The following is an 18,013-nucleotide window of genomic DNA, read 5'->3' on the forward strand; positions in this document are numbered from 1 at the left end:
ATTATTTGAGAAAATTGAAATTGGTCTTTTTATTGTGAAGGTGCTGCGCTATCTGCTGCTGGAGCAGTCTCTGTAGAACCTGCTACAGGAGGTGCATCTTCAAATAAATCATCATCTCCAGAATGTCCTTGATCATCCCAGAATGTTGTCATTCCATCATCAGCAGCACGTACACCTGTATGTTCTGTCCAATAACGGTCTGCAATACCCTGCACCATCTGACCCGCCATGCTATCAATCAAGCGGAACTCTGGATTCACTGGCTTATCGTCACCTTTAGATGCAGCATAAGCACGTAATGATTCACGAATTCTTGCATCATCACCACTGGCTTGCGCAGCAACTGCATTCAATGCATGTGCGAGGCGAACACCTTTCTGCTCACCAATTTTCATTGATTGCTGTAAGGTTTGATATGGATCAGGTTTACCATCTCCAGCACCTGGCAATAACGTCCAAATTACAGCACGTGTTGCATTTGGCGCGCCCCAGAATTTATTGTTATCTAGACATGCCATACCACGTTCAACAATCGCTGCGATATCTTTAGGCACATTCACTTGACCACCGGAGTTAATGTCATTGGTCATGGCTTGTAAGCCACTCACAAGACCTAATAAATAGATGGTTTGATCTAAATCTTTATGCATGGTTGGGCAAGAGTCACCCAAAGTATATTTATATTTGCTCTGCCAACGTTCAGCAAACAATTGATAACCCGCATACTGGCGTTCGGATGCAAGTGCAGCCCAACGTTTTTGTTCAATACGTGCATCTTGCGCTTCTGTCACTTGACCTGCTTTGGAAGCGCGTAAATAACGTAATTCTGCATCTAATGCATGGTTTTCAGCACACATACCCGCAGCAGAATAAAGCAACACCGCCATTTTGGTTGGGTCAGCACCCATGTCCTTGGTCGCCATAATCGCAGGAGTTAATGCATTTCCTGTATTACACGCCATGTCAGCATCACCCATTCCTAAGATCGGAGGAACGATATGCTTTTCACTAAACCCTAAAGCGACATTTGCACCTGATTTAATAACGTAAGAACAACCAGATAAAATAGATGAGGCAACAACCGCTGTTACAACAAATTGACCAATTTTATGGACTTTAGACATACTTCCTGTCCTCTATATAATTGTGTTTATTCCTTTTTAATTAAAATATCAGATGCCTAATCCGAATTAAAGAGTAATTACTCTAATTTTAATATTCTATACTGCCATTTATAATTTAATAAAAAATTGACTCAATTCAAGTTTAATGCAAATTTTGGGCAAAAAAAAGTAGCATTGCGACGGTTCGGCACATGCTACTTATTAAACGGTAAACTCTCAGGAGAGTTTATTTGTTTTGAGCTTACTAGTTTTAAGTTTCTCAATCTGGTCCTTCAGCATAGTTCCTAGTCTTCCAAAAATAATCGCCATAACAATTGCGATCACTAGAAACCAATATGTATGAATGTCACCCATTTGGGAATCCTTCATTGGCTGTTGGTAGAACTAATGTACCGTTAGATTCAAAAATACACCTGTATAATTGTCTAACAATTTATCGATTTCGGATTTATGTGCCAATCTGGTTAGACAACAGAAATAATTTGCTGTTAAAAAAACATATATAACTGATATTCATAATTATTATAATATTTTAATTTATCAAACTGTCTAACAATTAGGCAATTTTTGCTGTGGTTTTTAAGATTTTCCAGTGATTTAGAGCCAATTGATCCTGCCAAATCACTACAGGTTTCAATTTTTTGTCTGCTAAATAAATCACGATATATATTCTATGATCAATAATTTTAACAATTTGTGATCTGATAATATCAGTCGAATTTACACATTGAATAGACCAATCTAATCCATCCAACTGCTCGACTTGTTGAATTTGAGCTTGTTTTAAAAATAGAAAATAAGCGATACAAAGAAAAATTAAGCTCATAATCCAGAGCCCAATATTCAAAACCTGAAATAAACAAATCAAAATAAATAGTCCGCTTAACAACTGAAACCCGCGTGCAATACGACTCGGTTTCAGTTGGAAACGACGCTGAATTTGATTGATACGTACATCAGCCATGAACATAATGTTTCAGTTTTAAAATAAAAGTTTTCAATTCAGGACGTGGTGGTTCAGAGACTTCCATAAACCAATCCAGTAAATCTGGATCTTCTTGTTCCACTAACTCCGCAAACATCTCTTTTTCAAATGCATCTGCTTGTAAATAGTGTTGTTTAACATAAGGGTCAAAATACACATCGATTTCTTTTAATCCACGACGTGCACGATAAATCACTTTACGTTCTTCTAAAGTTAACTCTTCAGACATCTTCATAGCCTTGCAATTTGACTCGATTAGTTTAACTGATTGACCGATGAGTTTTAAAGAAATTGTGCTAAATGACCAAATTTATCATTTATAACAAACAAATGAGCATTCATCACATTGTGCCTAAAGTCCACATCACTTAGTTTTAGCCTAACAATACTACTCCGTAATTTAGGAAACAATAAAAATGCAATCAGGTGCAATTCGTCCATTAGCTAATATGTTACCCCGTACTTTATTTAATGCTGAACATGAAGCATTCCGTGAAACTGTACGTAAATTCTATGAAAAAGAAGTTGTTCCAAATATTGCTAAATATGAAGAACAGCAACATGTAGACCGTGATTTATGGAATAAAGCAGGCGAAATGGGCTTACTTTGTGCAACCATGCCTGAAGAATATGGTGGTTATGGCGTAGATCGTTTGTACAGTATGATTTTGATTGAAGAACAAGCCTATGCTATGGATTCTTCAACAGGTTTTTCACTGCATTCAGATATCGTTGCCAATTATATTAATAACTTTGGTAATGAAGAACAGAAGAAACACTGGATTCCTAAAATGGTTTCTGGTGAAACGGTAACAGCAATTGCCATGACTGAACCTGGTACAGGTTCAGATCTACAAGGTGTTCGTACTACAGCGGTATTAGATGGCGACGAATATGTGATCAATGGTTCTAAAATCTTTATTACCAATGGTTATCTATGCGACATGGCAATTGTTGTATGTAAAACAGGTAGCAGCGAAAAAGGTTCTGCAAACTTATCTTTAATTATTGTTGAAGCAAATCGCGCAGGTTTTAGCAAAGGTAAACCACTCAATAAAATCGGTATGAAAGGACAAGATACTTGCGAGTTGTTCTTTGAAGATGTGCGTGTACCGAAAGAAAACTTACTCGGTATGGAAGGCATGGGCTTTATCATGCTTATGAAAGAATTAGCTTGGGAACGTATGTTGGTTGCGATTATTTGCCAAGCAGGTTCAGAAGCAGCTTTTGCACATACTGTTCAATATACCAAAGACCGTAAAGCTTTCGGTAAGCCAATTGGTGCTTTCCAAAACACACGTTTTAAACTTGCTGAAATGCGTACAGATATCGATTTTAGCCGTGCATACTTAGACCGTTGTATGGAACTGCAACTTGAAGGTAATCTTGGTGTAGACGCTGCTGCTGCTGCAAAATACAAAATCTCAGACATGTTCTCTTCTGTAGTCGATGAATGCTTACAGCTTCATGGTGGTTATGGTTATATGTTGGAATATCCGATTGCTCGTGCTTATATTGATAACCGTGCAAATCGTATTTATGCAGGAACCAATGAAATTATGAAAGAATTAATTTCACGTTCACTCTAAGTTTTAAATGCAAAAAAATGGGGCTCATGCCCCATTTTTTAATCTATATTTTTTAAGAATTGTTGAATACTTTGCAAAACTTGTTCTTGTTTTTCTTGATGTGGAAAATGACCACACGCTTCAATTAAGCACAGCTCAGTCTCGCCTTGTGCTAAATCTACAAAGCGTTTGGGCTGAGCAATCGTAGCATACTCATCAGTTTCACCATGAATCGCCAAAAGTGGACAATGCACTCGTTGTAAATAAGCATCTAAATCCCACTTTTTAAACTCAGGTGATAACCATGTTTCTGTCCATGCATCTAAAACCCATTGTGTTTTATCTGCATGATATTTTGCTAAACGACTTAAAAACTTTTCATTGGTAAAATTTACTTTAGCTCGACGAATACCGTCTAATGTTTCCTCTTCAACCATTGATTGCGCTGACTCAGTAATCAAAGCTTTACACTGTTGTGGATATAAAGCGGCACAAATGCTTGCCATACCACCACCGACACTATGTCCCATCACAATAAAATGATTTAAACCGAGTTGTTTTAATAAGATAGGTAACGTTTCTTCTGCCTCTTTTGCCACAAAATTAAAGTCAGGTGGATCAATGAGAGCAGATGAATGACCAAAACCTAAACGGTCATAAGCAATGATATCTCTTTGAGTCGCTAAAGCTAATTTTTCAGGAAAATCTCGCCATAAAGCCACGCTCCCTAAAGATTCATGAAATAAAATAATAGGGCTTTTTTTTAAAAGCGCTGTATTTTTATATTTCCATTGTTTAACAAAGATCTGTCCCTGTTCTAATGTTAAAAACTGCTCATTTATTTCGATATAATCCAATGTAAAAACTCCTTCTTCTTATCTTATTTTTTAGCACAGATTCTTTCATTATAGCGAAACCCATAGGTCTTCATTCATTATGCATGCACGTAAAAAAGGAGCCTAAGCTCCTTTTTATTGGTTAAATTAAATATCTTACCTCGCTTTTTATAAGCTTGTTAAGCAAGATATTCATTTAAATCTTGTTATGACACTAATTTAGGTTTACGTGCCGCATCAGCATCACGTTTCTCAAATTTAAGGACGTTATCTTCAAATTTAGCCTGCTTTAACTCTTTACGATCAGCAAGATAGTTATTCGATACTTTCCACGGTGCATGTTTACCTTGTTTAGGCATAACTTCTGCCGCACGTGCAATATAACCTGAAGATAAACTGCCCATTACAGTATCATCCATCAATTCAGTTGCATCACCTTCAGGAATGACAGCATCGTAGCCTTTTTTATCCATATAATTTAACAAACGACAAATATAATCGGCAGCAACATCCACTTTTAGTGTCCAAGATGCATTGATATAGCCAATAATCATCGCCATATTTGGTACATCACTCACCATCACACCTTTATATAACATGTGTTGTGAGGTATTCATGGGCTTACCATCAATGGTTGCTTTAATCCCACCCAAAATTTGAATCTCTAAACCTGTCGCTGAAACAATAATATCAGCTTCTATGTGTTCACCAGATTTAAGTTGAATACCCGTTTCTGTAAATTTATCTATTTGATCTGTGGCAATACTGGCTTTACCAGAACGTAAGATTTTAAATAAATCACCATCGGGAACAACACAAAGGCGTTGATCCCAAGGATTATAAGTTGGGGTAAAGTGTTTCATATCCACCTTACCCTTCAATTGCATTTCAACTGATTTCAACAGTAATTTACGCAAAATTTTCGGCTGTTTCTGCGCTAGCGCATAAATACCACGTTGCATCCCAATATTACGTGCACGAGTTAATTTGTATGCCAAATCTTCAGGTAAAACTTTACGCATTTTTTCGTAAACAAAATCAATTGAAGGTACAGTTGCAATATAAGTAGGAGAACGCTGTAGCATGGTGACATGCCCTGCTCCACCTTTCACCATTGCAGGTACTAATGTAATCGCAGTTGCACCACTACCAATAATAACGACTTTTTTACCTGCGTAATCTAAGTTTTCAGGCCAAAATTGTGGGTGAATGATTTGACCTTTGAATGCTTCTTGATTTGGAAAATTCGGTTGGAAACCTTGGTCATAATTATAATAACCTGTGCATCCTACAACAAAGTTAGCCACCCAAGTTTGTTTCTTCTGGTTCGCATCTTCAATTTCAACGATCCATTTTTTTTGAACTGAATCATAATTTGCAGCCAATACTCGATGCTGAAATTTAATTTTTTCTTTTAACTTATATTCTTCAATCACTTCTGAAAGATAGCCCTTAATTGAAGCACCATCTGCCAATACATTCGATTTCTGCCACGGTTTAAAACGATAACCAAAAGTCGACATATCTGAATCTGAACGAATACCAGGATACTTAAAGAAATCCCAAGTACCACCAAAACTTTCGCGTCGTTCAATAATCTCGAATTTACGATTCGGACAGTTTTTTGAAAGGTGTGCTGCTACGCCTAATCCAGAGATTCCAGCACCTACGATGAGAATATCAATTTGCTTTTCCATGTTCTTTTTATAACCTGTTTGTCTGTACATTTTTATTAAAGCACAAATTTGACAATACGCAATGTCAAGTTAGTATTTTTCAGACAAAAATTATGTCACTTGAGGACAAATGATAAAATTGTCTAACAATAGACATAAAAAAAGACCGGTGATTAACCGGCCTTCTTCTGAACAACTAAAAGTCATTCTACACGAAATTATTTAACTTCGCGATCTACTAGCTCAACGTAAGCCATCGGTGCAGCATCACCTGCACGGAAGCCCGCTTTAAGAACACGTAGATAGCCGCCGTTACGTTCTTTATAACGAGGGCCAAGAACTGTAAATAATTTACCTACAGTTACTGCTGAACGAGTACGAGCAAATGCCAAACGACGGTTTGCTACTGTATCGTTTTTAGCTAAAGTGATTAAAGGCTCAGCAACACGACGTAATTCTTTTGCTTTAGGAACAGTTGTTTTAATCAACTCGTGTTCAAACAAAGAATTAGCCATGTTTTGGAACATCGCTTTACGATGACTGCTTGTACGGCCTAATTTCACACCACTATTACGATGACGCATGGTGATAGTCCTACTTAATTAACGGCTACGATAGGCAAAACGATCGTCCATACGTAAACTAGCTGGTGGCCAGTTCTCTAAACGCATGCCGAGTTGTAAGCCTTTTGAAGCCAGAACATCTTTAATCTCAGTCAACGATTTTTTACCTAAGTTAGGAGTTTTTAACAACTCAACTTCAGTACGTTGAACAAGATCACCGATGTAGTAAATATTTTCTGCTTTCAAACAGTTAGCAGAACGAACAGTAAGCTCTAGATCATCTACTGGACGAAGCAAGATTGGGTCAACTTCTTCACGAGGCTCTTGAGCAACAGGAGCTTGATCTTTCTGAAGATCAACAAAAATTGCAATTTGTTGTTGCAAGATTGTTGCCGCTTTGCGGATCGCTTCTTCTGGATCAACTGTACCATTGGTTTCAAGGTCAATGACCAATTTATCAAGGTCTGTACGTTGTTCAACACGCGCATTTTCAACGGTGTAAGAAACACGTTTGATAGGGCTATAAGAAGCATCTAACTGTAAACGACCCACTGGGCGAGTTTCGCCTTCTGGGAAACGTGAGTCAGATGTTTCATAACCACGACCTTGAGAAACTTTCAGGCGCATTTTAATAGAGCCTGAAGCACTCAATGTGCCGATCAAATGTTCCGGGTTAACCACTTCAACATTATGAGGTAAACGAAGATCAGCAGCAGTAATATCGCCAGGACCTTGTTTCTCTAATGTTAAATACGCTTCATTTTGATCGAACAGCTTAATAGACAATCCTTTAAGGTTCAGCAAGAGCTCGACGATGTCCTGCTGCAAGCCTTCTAAAGTACTGTACTCGTGCTCAACACCTTCAATTTCAACTTCAACCACAGCTGCGCCAGGTAAAGAAGAAAGAAGGATGCGGCGTAAAGCATTACCTAGAGTATGACCAAAGCCACGCTCTAAAGGTTCCAGAATCACTTTTGCCGAGGTCCCGCTTGCCGCTTCGACCTTGATCGCTTGCGGAGTAAGAAACTCGTTTGCAGTACGCGTCATTATTGCTACCTCAAGGATTATTTAGAATACAATTCTACAATCAAGCTTTCGTTGATTTCAGCAGGTAAATCAGAACGATCTGGTGCAGCTTTAAATGTACCTTCAAGTTTCGAATGATCTACTTCGATCCAAGGAGAAGTACCACGTTGAGTAGCTAATTCAATTGCGTTTTTAATACGTAATTGTTGTTTAGCACCTTCGTGAACTGCGATAACATCACCAGCTTTAACTTGGATAGACGCAATGTTAACACGACGGCCATTCAAAGTAATGCTACGGTGAGATACAAGCTGACGAGCTTCTGCACGTGTAGAACCAAAGCCCATGCGATAAACAACGTTATCAATACGGCTTTCAAGCAATTTCAACAAGTTTTCACCTGTTGCGCCTTTAACACGAGCAGCTTCTTTATAGTAGTTACTAAATTGACGTTCTAACACACCGTACATACGACGTACTTTTTGTTTTTCACGTAATTGTAGTGAGTACTCAGATTGTTTACTACCACGAGCTCCGCCGTGTTGGCCAGGAGCTTTAGCATGTTTTTTTGTCTTAACGTCAAACGGTTTAACGCCTGATTTAAGTTGCAGGTCTGTCCCTTCGCGGCGAGAGAGTTTGCATTTTGGACCAATATAACGAGCCATGAATGATTCTCCTTAGACGCGACGTTTTTTAGGTGGACGGCAACCGTTGTGCGGGATTGGCGTCACATCGGTAATGCTGTTAATTTTATAACCCACTGCACCTAAAGCACGAACCGCAGATTCACGACCAGGACCAGGACCTTTTACAAGGACGTCCAAGTTTTTCAAACCGTAATCCAAAGCTGCTTTACCAGCAACTTCAGCAGCTACCTGAGCAGCAAACGGAGTTGATTTACGTGATCCACGGAAGCCTTGTCCACCCGAAGTGGCCCAAGCCAGTGCATTACCTTGACGATCGGTAATAGTCACAATGGTGTTATTAAAAGAAGCGTGAATGTGTGCAACACCTTCAGAGACGGTACGAGTGACCTTCTTGCGTGCGCGAGTATCTTTAGCCATCTTTTAGCTTCCAGAAATCTTATTTCTTAATAGGTTTGCGCGGACCTTTACGGGTACGTGCGTTAGTTTTGGTGCGTTGTCCACGGACAGGCAAGCTGCGACGATGACGAAGACCACGATAGCAGCCTAAATCCATTAAACGTTTAATGTTCATGGAAATTTCGCGACGTAAATCACCTTCGGTCGGAACCTTGGCAACTTCTGCACGAATCGCATCAAGCTGAGCATCATCCAATTCACGGATCTTAGTAGTAGTGGCAATACCAACAGCAGCTAAGATATTCTTAGCAGTGTGGCGACCAACACCAAAAATGTACGTGAGGGAGATAACAGCATGCTTGTTATCCGGAATGTTTACACCGGCAATACGAGCCATTCACTTTTCTCCAAAAAGGCAGTAGATAATCAACCGCCCCACAAAAAATCTTGAGGGGCGGATAATAACCTAATTAGCCTACTGAAATCAACAGGTCTTGATCAGATTAACCTTGACGCTGCTTATGACGAGGTTCTGCGTTGCAAATCACGCGGATAACCCCATTACGACGGATAACTTTACAGCTACCACAAATTTTTTTAACAGAAGCTTGAACTTTCATGATGAAACCTCTAAGTGCGCTTATCCCTTAGGATGAGCAGTCTTTCTCATTAACGTTTGATTATCGTACTGACGTGAAGTGAGATGAGCTTGAAGCTGAGCCATAAAGTCCATCACAACAACAACTACAATCAGCAAAGAAGTACCACCCAAATGGAATGGAATACCAAAAGAACTTTGCAAAATCATCGGCATTAAACAGATGATTGTAATGTAGATCGCGCCAATAAAAGTCAAACGATTAAGAATATGATCTAAGTAACGAGCAGTTTGCTCCCCTGGGCGAATACCAGGTACGTAAGCTCCGCTGCGCTTCAAATTCTCTGCAACTTCTTTAGGACTGAAAACCAGTGCCGTATAGAAATAACAGAAGAAGATAATTAACGCACCGAATAACACTAAATACAAAGGTTGTCCAGGCGATAAAACCAATGCCAAATCTTGCAAAGAGCGTTTTACAATTCCTGCATTTGGATCAGCACTACCTAACCATTGACCTAAACTTGCAGGGAACAACAATAACGAACTAGCGAAAATTGCTGGAATAACCCCTGCCATGTTAATTTTCAATGGCAAATGTGTTTGCTGTGCAGTAAATACACGACGACCTTGCTGTTTTTGAGCATAGTTCACAGGAATGCGACGTTGAGCTTTCTCAATAAATACAATGGCAGCAAGTACAGCTAAAGACAGTAAAGCAAAAACTGCCAAACCGATTAAACTGGTTTGACCATTTTCTACAGAAGAAAATGATTGAATTACTAAATTTGGTAAACCCGCCACAATACCTGCAAAAATGATCATAGAGATACCATTACCAATACCACGCTCGGTAATTTGTTCCCCTAACCACATCAAGAACATGGTACCTGCAACTAACGAAGTTAGTGCGGGAATGTAGAAAGCAAGACCAGAAGTTAAGGTAATCCCTTGACTAATAAGCCCTGCACACATTCCAATACCTTGCACGACTGCAAGTAAAAGTGTGCCATAACGCGTATATTGATTAATCTTACGCTTACCCTGTTCACCCTCTTTCTTTAATGCTTCCAGCGAAGGAACTACCGTAGACATTAACTGCACAATAATAGATGCAGAAATGTACGGCATAATTCCTAACGCAAGAATTGACATTCGCTCTAATGCCCCACCAGAGAACATATTAAACAAACCTAAAAAAGTACCTTCATTAGCTTTGAAAAAACGTTCTAGTGCGACATTATCGATACCTGGCAGCGGAATATGCGCTCCTAGTCGAAAAACAACCAATGCGCCAACTAAGAACATTAATCGACGAATAACTTCACGATATTTCACATGAAATGGCTGGCCTTTCATCATGTTAACATGACCTGAAGAACTAGGAGACATAGTCACTCGCGATTACTCCTCGACTTTACCGCCAGCAGCTTCTAGAGCAGCTTTAGCGCCTTTAGTCAATGCAACACCTTGAACAGTGAATGCACGAGTGATTTCACCAGAAAGTACGATACGAGCACGTATCATATCTTTACGTACAACATTTGCAGCTTTTAAAGTTTCAAGTGAAACAATATCACCTTCAACTTTAGTAAGTTCAGACAAACGTACTTCAGCAGTTTTCAAAGCCAATTGGCTAGTGAAACCGAATTTAGGCAAACGACGATATAACGCAGTTTGTCCGCCTTCGAAACCTGGACGCGTACCACCACTTTTACGTGAGTTTTGACCTTTGACACCACGGCCACCAGTCTTACCAACGCCAGAACCGATACCACGGCCTAAACGACGGCTGTCACGTTTTGCACCTTCAGCAGGTGCAAGCTCATTTAAACGCAGAGTCATGGCTTATTCCTCTACACTAACCATATAGTAAACTTTGTTGACCATACCACGATTAGAAGGTGTATCTAACACTTCTACAGTATGACCAATACGACGCAGACCTAAACCTTGTAGACAAAGTTTGTGATTTTTCAAACGATGCGAAGAAGATTTAGTCTGGGTAACTTTAATCGTTTTCATGATTGATTACCCTTGAATTTGTTCTACGGTTAAACCACGTTTCGCAGCAACCTTCTCAGCGGAAGTCATATCACGCAAACCATTAAAAGTCGCGTTTACTACGTTAGCAGCGTTTGTAGAACCATAACACTTAGTCAGTACGTTACGTACACCAGCAGCTTCAAGTACGGCACGCATAGAACCACCAGCGATTACGCCTGTACCTTCAGAAGCAGGTTGCATGTATACACGACTTGCGCCATGACGAGCACGGATTGGATGTTGTAAAGTACCATCAGCAAGATCAACAGTGATCATGTTGCGGCGTGCAGCTTCAAGTGCTTTAGAAATAGCAGCTGGAACTTCACGTGCTTTACCACGGCCAAAACCTACGCGACCATTACCATCTCCAACCACAGTCAATGCTGTGAAAGAGAAGATACGACCACCCTTAACAACTTTGGCTACACGATCAACGGCAACCAGCTTTTCAACAAGACCTTCGTTTTGTTCAACTTTAGCCATGATTAGAACTCCAAGCCGTTTTCACGAGCAGCATCAGCCAAGGCTTTGATACGACCATGATATTTAAAACCAGAACGGTCAAATGCAACTTTAGTTACACCAGCTGCTTTCGCGCGTTCTGCGATTAAAGCACCAACTTTAGTTGCAGCATCTACGTTACCCGTAGTACCGCTACGTAAAGATGCGTCCAAAGTAGAAGCTTGCGCTAATACTTTGCCACCATCTGCTGAAATAACTTGCGCATAGATGTGACGCGGAGTGCGGTTTACACACAAACGAGTCGCACCCAATGCACGGATGTGCAAGCGTGTGCTTTTCGCACGACGCAAACGGGATTGTTTCTTTTCGTTCATAAGAACCTCGCGCCTTATTTCTTCTTAGCTTCTTTACGAAGAACAACTTCATCCGAATAACGAACACCTTTACCTTTATATGGCTCTGGCGGACGATATCCACGGATATCTGCAGCTACTTGACCCAACATATGTTTGCTTGCTGATTTCAAAATGATTTCAGTAGCAGTTGGAGTTTCAGCAGTTACACCTTCTGGAAGCGTGTAATCGATCGGGTGTGAGTAACCAAGGTTAAGGTTAACAATGTTACCTTTAACCGCAGCTTTATAACCAACACCAATAAGTTGTAACTTACGTTCGAAACCTTCGCTTACACCTTTTACAAGGTTATTTAAAACAGCGCGAGCAGTACCTGCTTGCATCCAAGCGTCTTTCGACTCTTTAACTGGAGCAAGTTGAAGGGCACCTTCTTCCTGTTTAAGCTCGACCAGCGCATGCAGGTTGAAAGACAAAGTACCTTTTGTGCCTTTCACTTCGACCTGCCGGCCGTTCTGAGTAACTGTTACACCGTTAGGTACAGTTACTGGGGCTTTAGCCACACGAGACATGAGGAATCACCTATTAAGAAACAAAAGCAATAACTTCACCACCGATGCCTGCAGCACGTGCAGCGCGATCAGTCATGATGCCTTTGCTTGTAGAAACAATCGCAACACCCAAACCTTGCTTAACGCTAGGTAAGTTATCTTTACCGCGATACTGACGTAAACCTGGACGGCTTACACGTTTCACAGTTTCGATAACAGGCTTGCCTTCGAAATATTTTAAAGTAATCGTTAATGTAGGTTTGCCTTCATTCTCAGCAACCGCTACTTCAGCGATATAACCCTCTTGTTGAAGAACATTTGCAATAGCAACTTTCAACTTAGAGTTAGGCATAGAAACAGTTTGTTTCTTAGCCATTTGTGCGTTACGAACACGTGTTAACATGTCGGCAACGGTATCTTGCATACTCATTTAGACGCTCCTTACCAGCTTGCCTTAACAACGCCCGGCACATCGCCTTGCATTACTGTTTCACGTAATTTGTTACGGCTTAAGCCGAACTTACGGAAGTAACCATGAGGACGACCAGTTAAACCACAACGGTTACGAAGACGTACCGGAGATGCATTACGTGGCAATGCTTGTAACTTTAACATCGCATTGAAACGTTCTTCATCAGTTGCATTTACGTTTGCAATCGTTGCTTTATATTCAGCACGTTTTGCAGCGTATTTCTCAACTGTAGCTTCGCGTTTCAACTCGCGATTAATCATACCTTTCTTAGCCATATCGACCTCTTATTTGAACGGGAAGCCGAATGCACGCATAAGCGCACGGCCTTCGTCATCGGTGCGAGCCGTAGTAGTGATAGTAATATCCATACCACGAATACGATCAATCTTATCGAAATCGATTTCTGGGAACATAATCTGTTCCTTCAAACCCAACGAGTAGTTACCACGACCGTCAAAAGATTTCGCTGAGAAACCACGGAAGTCACGGATACGCGGGATTGCGATAGAAATCAAACGGTCTAAGAATTCGTACATTTGGTCGCCACGTAAAGTAACTTTACAACCAATTGGCCAACCATCACGGATTTTAAAACCTGCGATTGATTTACGTGCAAGAGTAAGTACTGGTTTTTGACCAGCAATTGCTTGCATATCTGATAATGCGCCGTCTAATAATTTCTTATCAGCAGAAGCAGCACCAACACCCATGTTTAGAGTGATTTTAGTAATGCGTGGAATCTGCATTACATTCTCAAGACTCAAAGTTTCTTTCAACTGAGTCTTAAGTTCTTCGTTATAACGTGTTCTAAGTCTGGCCATAGCCGATTCAACCTATTACTTCGCTACCGCCACTGATTCACCATTTGACTTGTAGACGCGAGTTTTAACGCCTTCAGCAACTTGGTAACCAACACGGTCAGCCTTTTGGGTTGTAGCATTAAAAACCGCTACATTCGAAATATGAAGCGTAGCTTCCTGAGTAACAATACCGCCTTCAGCGCCAGTTACTTTATTCGGCTTTTGATGCTTCGTAACTAAGTTAAGGCCTTCAACCTTAACTCGGTCATTAGAAACAGACAAAACAGTACCCTGTTTGCCTTTTTCTTTACCTGCGATCACAATTACTTGATCGCCTTTTCTAATCTTAGCCATGATTGCCTCTATTATAGAACTTCAGGAGCCAATGAAATGATTTTCATGAACTGTTCAGTACGAAGCTCACGAGTCACTGGTCCGAAAATACGAGTTGCAATCGGCGCTTTGTTGTTGTTCAAAATAACTGCAGCATTATCATCAAAACGGATCACAGAACCATCTGAACGACGAATACCGAACTTAGTACGAACTACAACTGCATTCATCACGTCGCCTTTTTTAACACGACCACGTGGAATTGCTTCTTTTACAGTAACTTTAATAATGTCGCCAACAGAAGCATAACGACGATGTGAACCACCTAGTACTTTAATACATTGTACGCGGCGAGCTCCACTGTTGTCTGCTACGTCGAGCATACTTTCGGTCTGAATCATTGCCCTACTCCAAAACCGAGCAACACCGGTCGAAATTTCGAAAGGCTCAAAGAGTACTCGAAATTAACCGATGATGCAACAAGAACGTCTAATTACTCAGCAGCTGCTTCAACAACTTCAACCAAAGTCCATGCTTTAGTTTTAGAAATTGGGCGGCTTTCTTTAATGATCACAACATCGCCAGTTTTAGCAGTGTTATTCTCATCATGAGCGTGTAATTTTGTTGAACGGCGGATTGATTTGCCATACAACGGGTGTTGAACGCGGCGTTCAATAAGCACAACAATAGACTTGTCCATTTTGTCGCTTACGACTTTGCCAGTTAACGTGCGAACTGTTTGCTCACTCATTGTCCGTTCCCCTGTTTTTCGGTAAGGAGTGTCTTAATACGAGCAATAGTCTTACGAGTAAGCGCAACTTCATGCGATTTACCCAATTGACCAGTTGATTTTGCCATACGAAGACGGAATTGGTTTAGCTGTTGCTCATCAAGCAAAGCTTTCAACTCTTCTACCGATTTTTCACGTAGATCTTTAGTATTCATTACATTACCGTCCGAGTCACGATAGCGGTTTTAAACGGAAGTTTAGCAGCAGCCAGCGTAAATGCTTCGCGCGCTAACTCTTCGTTCACACCGTCCATTTCGTACAGGATTTTACCCGGTTTGATTTCGCAAACCCAATATTCCACTGAACCTTTACCTTTACCCATACGAACTTCTAATGGTTTTTCAGTAATTGGTTTGTCTGGGAATACGCGGATAAAGATTTTACCACCACGTTTAACACGACGGCTAATTGTACGACGCGCTGCTTCAATTTGACGAGCAGTCATACGACCACGACCAATTGCTTTCAGTGCAATAGTACCAAAAGATACAGTGCTACCGCGATGCGCTAGACCAGTGTTACGGCCTTTCTGCACTTTACGGAATTTAGTACGTTTAGGTTGTAACATGGATTATTCTCCTTTTTCAGCAGAACGATCATTGCGACGACCACGACGCTCTTGACCTTCACCACGACCACGACCGCGTTTAGCTGGACGTTCTTCAGCAGGAGCAGGGTTCATGACTTGTTTCATGCCACCTAAAATCTCACCACGGAAAATCCAAACTTTAACACCAATCGTACCGTAAGTAGTCTCAGCACGCATAGTTGCATAGTCGATGTCCGCACGAAGCGTATGTAAAGGTACACGACCTTCACGATACCATTCTGTACGAGCAATCTCAGCACCGCCTAAACGACCTGAAACCTCAACTTTGATACCTTTAGCACCAGCACGCATCGTATTTTGAACCGCACGTTTCATAGCACGACGGAACATTACACGTTTTTCTAATTGAGAAGCGATAGCTTCAGCAACTAAACGAGCGTCTAAATCTGGGCGATCGATTTCATTGATGCTTACTTGCGCTGGAACACCCATGATAGTGGTAAGTTCACGCTGTAATTTTTCAATATCTTCGCCTTTTTTACCGATTACGATACCTGGACGAGCAGTGCTAATAGTTACTTTAGCAGCGCCTGTAGGACGTTCGATAAGAATATTGCTCACCATCGCATTCTTAAGTTTTTTAAGCAAAAACTCACGAACTTGAAGATCTTTAAGCAAATATTCAGCGTATTGTTTCGGACTCGCATACCAGTTAGCGTTATGACGTTTCACAACACCTAGGCGGATACCGATTGGATGAACCTTCTGACCCATATCAAACCCCTACCTTAACGGTGATGTGACAAGTACGCTTAGTAATACGATCTGCACGGCCTTTGGCACGTGGCAAAATACGTTTAAGGCTAGTGCCTTCATCAACGTAAATCGTAGAAACTTTAAGGTCGTCTACATCTAAACTGTTATTATGTTCAGCGTTTGCAATTGCAGATTCCAATGCTTTTTTTACTAAAACTGCAGCTTTTTTGTTGCTGAAATTTAAGATATTTAAAGCATGAGCAATAGATTTGCCACGAATAAGATCCGCAACCAAACGTGCTTTTTGTGCCGAGATAGCGGCACCGCGTAATTTAGCAGTAACTTCCATCATAGCACCTTAACGTTTAGATTTCTTGTCAACACCGTGACCACGATAGGTACGAGTTGGCGCGAATTCACCGAGTTTATGACCAACCATATGCTCAGATACGATTACTGGTACATGATTACGGCCATTATGAACAGAAATTGTTAAACCAACAAAATCCGGGAGGATCATCGAACGACGTGACCAAGTTTTGATCGGCTTGCGAGAATTACTTGCAACAGCCGCTTCAATCTTAGCAAACAAGTGCGCATCGACGAATGGGCCTTTTTTCAGAGAACGAGGCATTGTCAGATTCCTTTACTTGTTACTTAACGCGACGGTCGCGAATAATCATCTTAGTCGTACGCTTATTGGTACGTGTTTTGTACCCTTTAGCTTTTTGACCCCATGGGCTTACAGGTTGAATACCTTTATTACGACCTTCACCACCACCGTGCGGGTGATCAACTGGGTTCATCGCCATACCACGAACGGTAGGACGAACACCACGCCAGCGTGCTGCACCTGCTTTACCAAGTGAACGAAGGTTGCTTTCTGAGTTGGAAACTTCACCCAACACAGCGCGACATTCAACATGTATCTTACGCATTTCACCAGAACGTAAACGAACGATGGCATAAGAACCGTCACGACCCAACAATTGAGCAGAAGTACCAGCAGAACGAGCTAATTGCGCGCCTTTACCGATTTTAAGTTCAATGTTGTGTAGAGTAGAACCGATAGGCATGTTGCGAAGTGGCAAGCAGTTACCTGAACGAATTGGAGCATCGTTACCAGACTGAACTTTATCACCAGCACGTAAACCTTTAGGCGCAATGATATAACGACGTTCGCCATCAGCATACAAAACTAAAGCAATGTGTGCAGTACGGTTAGGATCGTATTCAATACGCTCCACAGTCGCTGGGATACCATCTTTATTACGTTTAAAGTCTACGATACGGTAGTTTTGTTTATGACCACCACCAACGTGACGAGTAGTAATGTGACCATTGTTATTACGGCCACCAGTACGTTTTTTAGCTTCAACCAACGGTGAGTATGGCGCGCCTTTGTGAAGATGGTTATGAACCACTTTCTCTACAAAGCGACGTCCAGGTGACGTTGGTTTACATTTTTGAATAGGCATAAATTT

The 18,013-nt window shown here is 40.9% G+C and carries 29 protein-coding genes and 1 pseudogene; 1 reads left to right on the forward strand and 29 read right to left on the reverse strand.

The features are described from left to right. Positions 1-29: 29 nt before the first annotated feature. The 3 genes from B9T35_RS02670 to B9T35_RS02680 form a co-directional block, all read right to left on the reverse strand. A complete protein-coding gene (locus tag B9T35_RS02670; RefSeq protein WP_086189587.1) occupies positions 30-1,124 on the reverse strand; it encodes a hypothetical protein in 1,095 nt (364 codons plus the stop codon). Between the two features lie 556 nt (positions 1,125-1,680). Next, the gene (locus B9T35_RS02675; RefSeq protein ID WP_086189588.1) at positions 1,681-2,088 is read right to left on the reverse strand and encodes a hypothetical protein; all 408 of its coding nucleotides are present in this window, start codon (positions 2,086-2,088) and stop codon (positions 1,681-1,683) included. Further along, positions 2,081-2,338: a succinate dehydrogenase assembly factor 2 gene (locus B9T35_RS02680; protein WP_086189589.1), complete on the reverse strand. Its 258-nt coding sequence runs from the start codon at positions 2,336-2,338 to the stop codon at positions 2,081-2,083. Before B9T35_RS02680 ends, B9T35_RS02675 begins: the two co-directional genes overlap by 8 nt. 187 nt (positions 2,339-2,525) lie before the next feature. Here B9T35_RS02680 and B9T35_RS02685 point away from each other — a divergent pair, with 187 nt between their 5' ends. Beyond that, entirely contained in the window at positions 2,526-3,698 is a 1,173-nt protein-coding gene (locus B9T35_RS02685; protein WP_086189590.1) for an acyl-CoA dehydrogenase family protein, read from the forward strand. A gap of 38 nt (positions 3,699-3,736) precedes the next feature. On the opposite strand, the gene B9T35_RS02690 is transcribed toward B9T35_RS02685, so the two are convergent. The 26 genes and pseudogenes from B9T35_RS02690 to rplB form a co-directional block, all read right to left on the reverse strand. After that, on the reverse strand, positions 3,737-4,525 hold the full coding sequence (locus tag B9T35_RS02690; protein ID WP_416202416.1) for an alpha/beta fold hydrolase: 789 nt from the start codon (positions 4,523-4,525) through the stop codon (positions 3,737-3,739). 194 nt (positions 4,526-4,719) lie between these two features. Beyond that, positions 4,720-6,210, reverse strand: a complete 1,491-nt coding sequence (locus B9T35_RS02695; protein WP_086189592.1) for a flavin-containing monooxygenase — start codon at positions 6,208-6,210, stop codon at positions 4,720-4,722. Positions 6,211-6,407: 197 nt separating this feature from the next. Then, positions 6,408-6,773, reverse strand: coding sequence for a 50S ribosomal protein L17 (rplQ, locus tag B9T35_RS02700; RefSeq protein ID WP_004650463.1), 366 nt, complete (start codon positions 6,771-6,773; stop codon positions 6,408-6,410). Positions 6,774-6,791: 18 nt separating this feature from the next. Next, positions 6,792-7,799 carry a DNA-directed RNA polymerase subunit alpha gene (locus tag B9T35_RS02705; RefSeq protein WP_086189593.1) on the reverse strand — a complete coding sequence of 336 codons (1,008 nt, stop codon included), beginning with the start codon at positions 7,797-7,799 and terminating at the stop codon, positions 6,792-6,794. A 17-nt stretch (positions 7,800-7,816) separates the two neighbouring features. Further along, positions 7,817-8,443, reverse strand: coding sequence for a 30S ribosomal protein S4 (rpsD, locus tag B9T35_RS02710; RefSeq protein WP_086189594.1), 627 nt, complete (start codon positions 8,441-8,443; stop codon positions 7,817-7,819). A 12-nt stretch (positions 8,444-8,455) separates the two neighbouring features. Next, a complete protein-coding gene (rpsK, locus tag B9T35_RS02715; protein ID WP_004281491.1) occupies positions 8,456-8,842 on the reverse strand; it encodes a 30S ribosomal protein S11 in 387 nt (128 codons plus the stop codon). A gap of 19 nt (positions 8,843-8,861) precedes the next feature. Further along, the gene (gene rpsM / locus B9T35_RS02720; protein ID WP_086189595.1) at positions 8,862-9,218 is read right to left on the reverse strand and encodes a 30S ribosomal protein S13; all 357 of its coding nucleotides are present in this window, start codon (positions 9,216-9,218) and stop codon (positions 8,862-8,864) included. Positions 9,219-9,324: 106 nt separating this feature from the next. Then, entirely contained in the window at positions 9,325-9,441 is a 117-nt protein-coding gene (gene rpmJ / locus B9T35_RS02725; protein WP_017395330.1) for a 50S ribosomal protein L36, read from the reverse strand. Between the two features lie 20 nt (positions 9,442-9,461). After that, on the reverse strand, positions 9,462-10,778 hold the full coding sequence (secY, locus tag B9T35_RS02730) for a preprotein translocase subunit SecY (protein WP_171264206.1): 1,317 nt from the start codon (positions 10,776-10,778) through the stop codon (positions 9,462-9,464). Between the two features lie 45 nt (positions 10,779-10,823). After that, the gene (rplO, locus tag B9T35_RS02735; protein ID WP_086189597.1) at positions 10,824-11,264 is read right to left on the reverse strand and encodes a 50S ribosomal protein L15; all 441 of its coding nucleotides are present in this window, start codon (positions 11,262-11,264) and stop codon (positions 10,824-10,826) included. 3 nt (positions 11,265-11,267) lie between these two features. Next, positions 11,268-11,444: a 50S ribosomal protein L30 gene (gene rpmD / locus B9T35_RS02740; RefSeq protein ID WP_086189598.1), complete on the reverse strand. Its 177-nt coding sequence runs from the start codon at positions 11,442-11,444 to the stop codon at positions 11,268-11,270. A gap of 6 nt (positions 11,445-11,450) precedes the next feature. Continuing rightward, complete coding sequence (gene rpsE, locus B9T35_RS02745) at positions 11,451-11,948, reverse strand: 30S ribosomal protein S5 (RefSeq protein WP_086189599.1); 498 nt, start codon at positions 11,946-11,948, stop codon at positions 11,451-11,453. 2 nt (positions 11,949-11,950) lie between these two features. Then, positions 11,951-12,301, reverse strand: coding sequence for a 50S ribosomal protein L18 (gene rplR, locus B9T35_RS02750; RefSeq protein WP_002049741.1), 351 nt, complete (start codon positions 12,299-12,301; stop codon positions 11,951-11,953). Between the two features lie 14 nt (positions 12,302-12,315). Further along, complete coding sequence (rplF, locus tag B9T35_RS02755; RefSeq protein ID WP_086189600.1) at positions 12,316-12,849, reverse strand: 50S ribosomal protein L6; 534 nt, start codon at positions 12,847-12,849, stop codon at positions 12,316-12,318. A 13-nt stretch (positions 12,850-12,862) separates the two neighbouring features. Next, positions 12,863-13,258, reverse strand: coding sequence for a 30S ribosomal protein S8 (gene rpsH / locus B9T35_RS02760; RefSeq protein ID WP_086189601.1), 396 nt, complete (start codon positions 13,256-13,258; stop codon positions 12,863-12,865). 11 nt (positions 13,259-13,269) lie between these two features. Beyond that, positions 13,270-13,575 (reverse strand): 30S ribosomal protein S14, encoded by a 306-nt coding sequence (gene rpsN, locus B9T35_RS02765; protein WP_086189602.1) that lies wholly within the window; start codon positions 13,573-13,575, stop codon positions 13,270-13,272. A 9-nt stretch (positions 13,576-13,584) separates the two neighbouring features. Beyond that, positions 13,585-14,121, reverse strand: coding sequence for a 50S ribosomal protein L5 (rplE, locus tag B9T35_RS02770; RefSeq protein WP_086189603.1), 537 nt, complete (start codon positions 14,119-14,121; stop codon positions 13,585-13,587). A gap of 15 nt (positions 14,122-14,136) precedes the next feature. After that, on the reverse strand, positions 14,137-14,454 hold the full coding sequence (gene rplX, locus B9T35_RS02775) for a 50S ribosomal protein L24 (protein ID WP_086189604.1): 318 nt from the start codon (positions 14,452-14,454) through the stop codon (positions 14,137-14,139). 11 nt (positions 14,455-14,465) lie between these two features. Continuing rightward, positions 14,466-14,834, reverse strand: a complete 369-nt coding sequence (gene rplN / locus B9T35_RS02780) for a 50S ribosomal protein L14 (RefSeq protein ID WP_053579510.1) — start codon at positions 14,832-14,834, stop codon at positions 14,466-14,468. A 92-nt stretch (positions 14,835-14,926) separates the two neighbouring features. Continuing rightward, entirely contained in the window at positions 14,927-15,184 is a 258-nt protein-coding gene (rpsQ, locus tag B9T35_RS02785) for a 30S ribosomal protein S17 (RefSeq protein ID WP_086189605.1), read from the reverse strand. Next, complete coding sequence (gene rpmC / locus B9T35_RS02790) at positions 15,181-15,378, reverse strand: 50S ribosomal protein L29 (protein WP_086189606.1); 198 nt, start codon at positions 15,376-15,378, stop codon at positions 15,181-15,183. The genes rpsQ and rpmC overlap by 4 nt, the downstream gene beginning before the upstream one ends. Further along, positions 15,378-15,791 carry a 50S ribosomal protein L16 gene (gene rplP, locus B9T35_RS02795; RefSeq protein ID WP_086189607.1) on the reverse strand — a complete coding sequence of 138 codons (414 nt, stop codon included), beginning with the start codon at positions 15,789-15,791 and terminating at the stop codon, positions 15,378-15,380. Before rplP ends, rpmC begins: the two co-directional genes overlap by 1 nt. Further along, positions 15,731-16,547 (reverse strand): annotated as a pseudogene (gene rpsC, locus B9T35_RS02800) (30S ribosomal protein S3). Before rpsC ends, rplP begins: the two are co-directional and overlap by 61 nt. Position 16,548: 1 nt before the next feature. Further along, positions 16,549-16,878 carry a 50S ribosomal protein L22 gene (rplV, locus tag B9T35_RS02805; RefSeq protein WP_086189609.1) on the reverse strand — a complete coding sequence of 110 codons (330 nt, stop codon included), beginning with the start codon at positions 16,876-16,878 and terminating at the stop codon, positions 16,549-16,551. A gap of 9 nt (positions 16,879-16,887) precedes the next feature. Continuing rightward, positions 16,888-17,163, reverse strand: coding sequence for a 30S ribosomal protein S19 (rpsS, locus tag B9T35_RS02810; protein ID WP_086189610.1), 276 nt, complete (start codon positions 17,161-17,163; stop codon positions 16,888-16,890). A 19-nt stretch (positions 17,164-17,182) separates the two neighbouring features. Continuing rightward, on the reverse strand, positions 17,183-18,007 hold the full coding sequence (gene rplB, locus B9T35_RS02815) for a 50S ribosomal protein L2 (protein ID WP_086189611.1): 825 nt from the start codon (positions 18,005-18,007) through the stop codon (positions 17,183-17,185). Between the last annotated feature and the right edge of the window lie 6 nt (positions 18,008-18,013).

The sequence above is a fragment of the Acinetobacter sp. ANC 3832 genome (assembly GCF_002135415.1).
Lineage (GTDB): Bacteria > Pseudomonadota > Gammaproteobacteria > Pseudomonadales > Moraxellaceae > Acinetobacter.

Coding starts and splice junctions, on each gene's coding strand:
- B9T35_RS02670 (WP_086189587.1), bottom strand. CDS start 1,124: ATGTCTAAAGTCCATAAAATTGGTCAATTTGTTGTAACAGCGGTTGTT.
- B9T35_RS02675 (WP_086189588.1), bottom strand. CDS start 2,088: ATGGCTGATGTACGTATCAATCAAATTCAGCGTCGTTTCCAACTGAAA.
- B9T35_RS02680 (WP_086189589.1), bottom strand. CDS start 2,338: ATGTCTGAAGAGTTAACTTTAGAAGAACGTAAAGTGATTTATCGTGCA.
- B9T35_RS02685 (WP_086189590.1), top strand. CDS start 2,526: ATGCAATCAGGTGCAATTCGTCCATTAGCTAATATGTTACCCCGTACT.
- B9T35_RS02695 (WP_086189592.1), bottom strand. CDS start 6,210: ATGGAAAAGCAAATTGATATTCTCATCGTAGGTGCTGGAATCTCTGGA.
- rplQ (WP_004650463.1), bottom strand. CDS start 6,773: ATGCGTCATCGTAATAGTGGTGTGAAATTAGGCCGTACAAGCAGTCAT.
- B9T35_RS02705 (WP_086189593.1), bottom strand. CDS start 7,799: ATGACGCGTACTGCAAACGAGTTTCTTACTCCGCAAGCGATCAAGGTC.
- rpsD (WP_086189594.1), bottom strand. CDS start 8,443: ATGGCTCGTTATATTGGTCCAAAATGCAAACTCTCTCGCCGCGAAGGG.
- rpsK (WP_004281491.1), bottom strand. CDS start 8,842: ATGGCTAAAGATACTCGCGCACGCAAGAAGGTCACTCGTACCGTCTCT.
- rpsM (WP_086189595.1), bottom strand. CDS start 9,218: ATGGCTCGTATTGCCGGTGTAAACATTCCGGATAACAAGCATGCTGTT.
- rpmJ (WP_017395330.1), bottom strand. CDS start 9,441: ATGAAAGTTCAAGCTTCTGTTAAAAAAATTTGTGGTAGCTGTAAAGTT.
- secY (WP_171264206.1), bottom strand. CDS start 10,778: ATGAAAGGCCAGCCATTTCATGTGAAATATCGTGAAGTTATTCGTCGA.
- rplO (WP_086189597.1), bottom strand. CDS start 11,264: ATGACTCTGCGTTTAAATGAGCTTGCACCTGCTGAAGGTGCAAAACGT.
- rpmD (WP_086189598.1), bottom strand. CDS start 11,444: ATGAAAACGATTAAAGTTACCCAGACTAAATCTTCTTCGCATCGTTTG.
- rpsE (WP_086189599.1), bottom strand. CDS start 11,948: ATGGCTAAAGTTGAACAAAACGAAGGTCTTGTTGAAAAGCTGGTTGCC.
- rplR (WP_002049741.1), bottom strand. CDS start 12,301: ATGAACGAAAAGAAACAATCCCGTTTGCGTCGTGCGAAAAGCACACGC.
- rplF (WP_086189600.1), bottom strand. CDS start 12,849: ATGTCTCGTGTGGCTAAAGCCCCAGTAACTGTACCTAACGGTGTAACA.
- rpsH (WP_086189601.1), bottom strand. CDS start 13,258: ATGAGTATGCAAGATACCGTTGCCGACATGTTAACACGTGTTCGTAAC.
- rpsN (WP_086189602.1), bottom strand. CDS start 13,575: ATGGCTAAGAAAGGTATGATTAATCGCGAGTTGAAACGCGAAGCTACA.
- rplE (WP_086189603.1), bottom strand. CDS start 14,121: ATGGCCAGACTTAGAACACGTTATAACGAAGAACTTAAGACTCAGTTG.
- rplX (WP_086189604.1), bottom strand. CDS start 14,454: ATGGCTAAGATTAGAAAAGGCGATCAAGTAATTGTGATCGCAGGTAAA.
- rplN (WP_053579510.1), bottom strand. CDS start 14,834: ATGATTCAGACCGAAAGTATGCTCGACGTAGCAGACAACAGTGGAGCT.
- rpsQ (WP_086189605.1), bottom strand. CDS start 15,184: ATGAGTGAGCAAACAGTTCGCACGTTAACTGGCAAAGTCGTAAGCGAC.
- rpmC (WP_086189606.1), bottom strand. CDS start 15,378: ATGAATACTAAAGATCTACGTGAAAAATCGGTAGAAGAGTTGAAAGCT.
- rplP (WP_086189607.1), bottom strand. CDS start 15,791: ATGTTACAACCTAAACGTACTAAATTCCGTAAAGTGCAGAAAGGCCGT.
- rplV (WP_086189609.1), bottom strand. CDS start 16,878: ATGGAAGTTACTGCTAAATTACGCGGTGCCGCTATCTCGGCACAAAAA.
- rpsS (WP_086189610.1), bottom strand. CDS start 17,163: ATGCCTCGTTCTCTGAAAAAAGGCCCATTCGTCGATGCGCACTTGTTT.
- rplB (WP_086189611.1), bottom strand. CDS start 18,007: ATGCCTATTCAAAAATGTAAACCAACGTCACCTGGACGTCGCTTTGTA.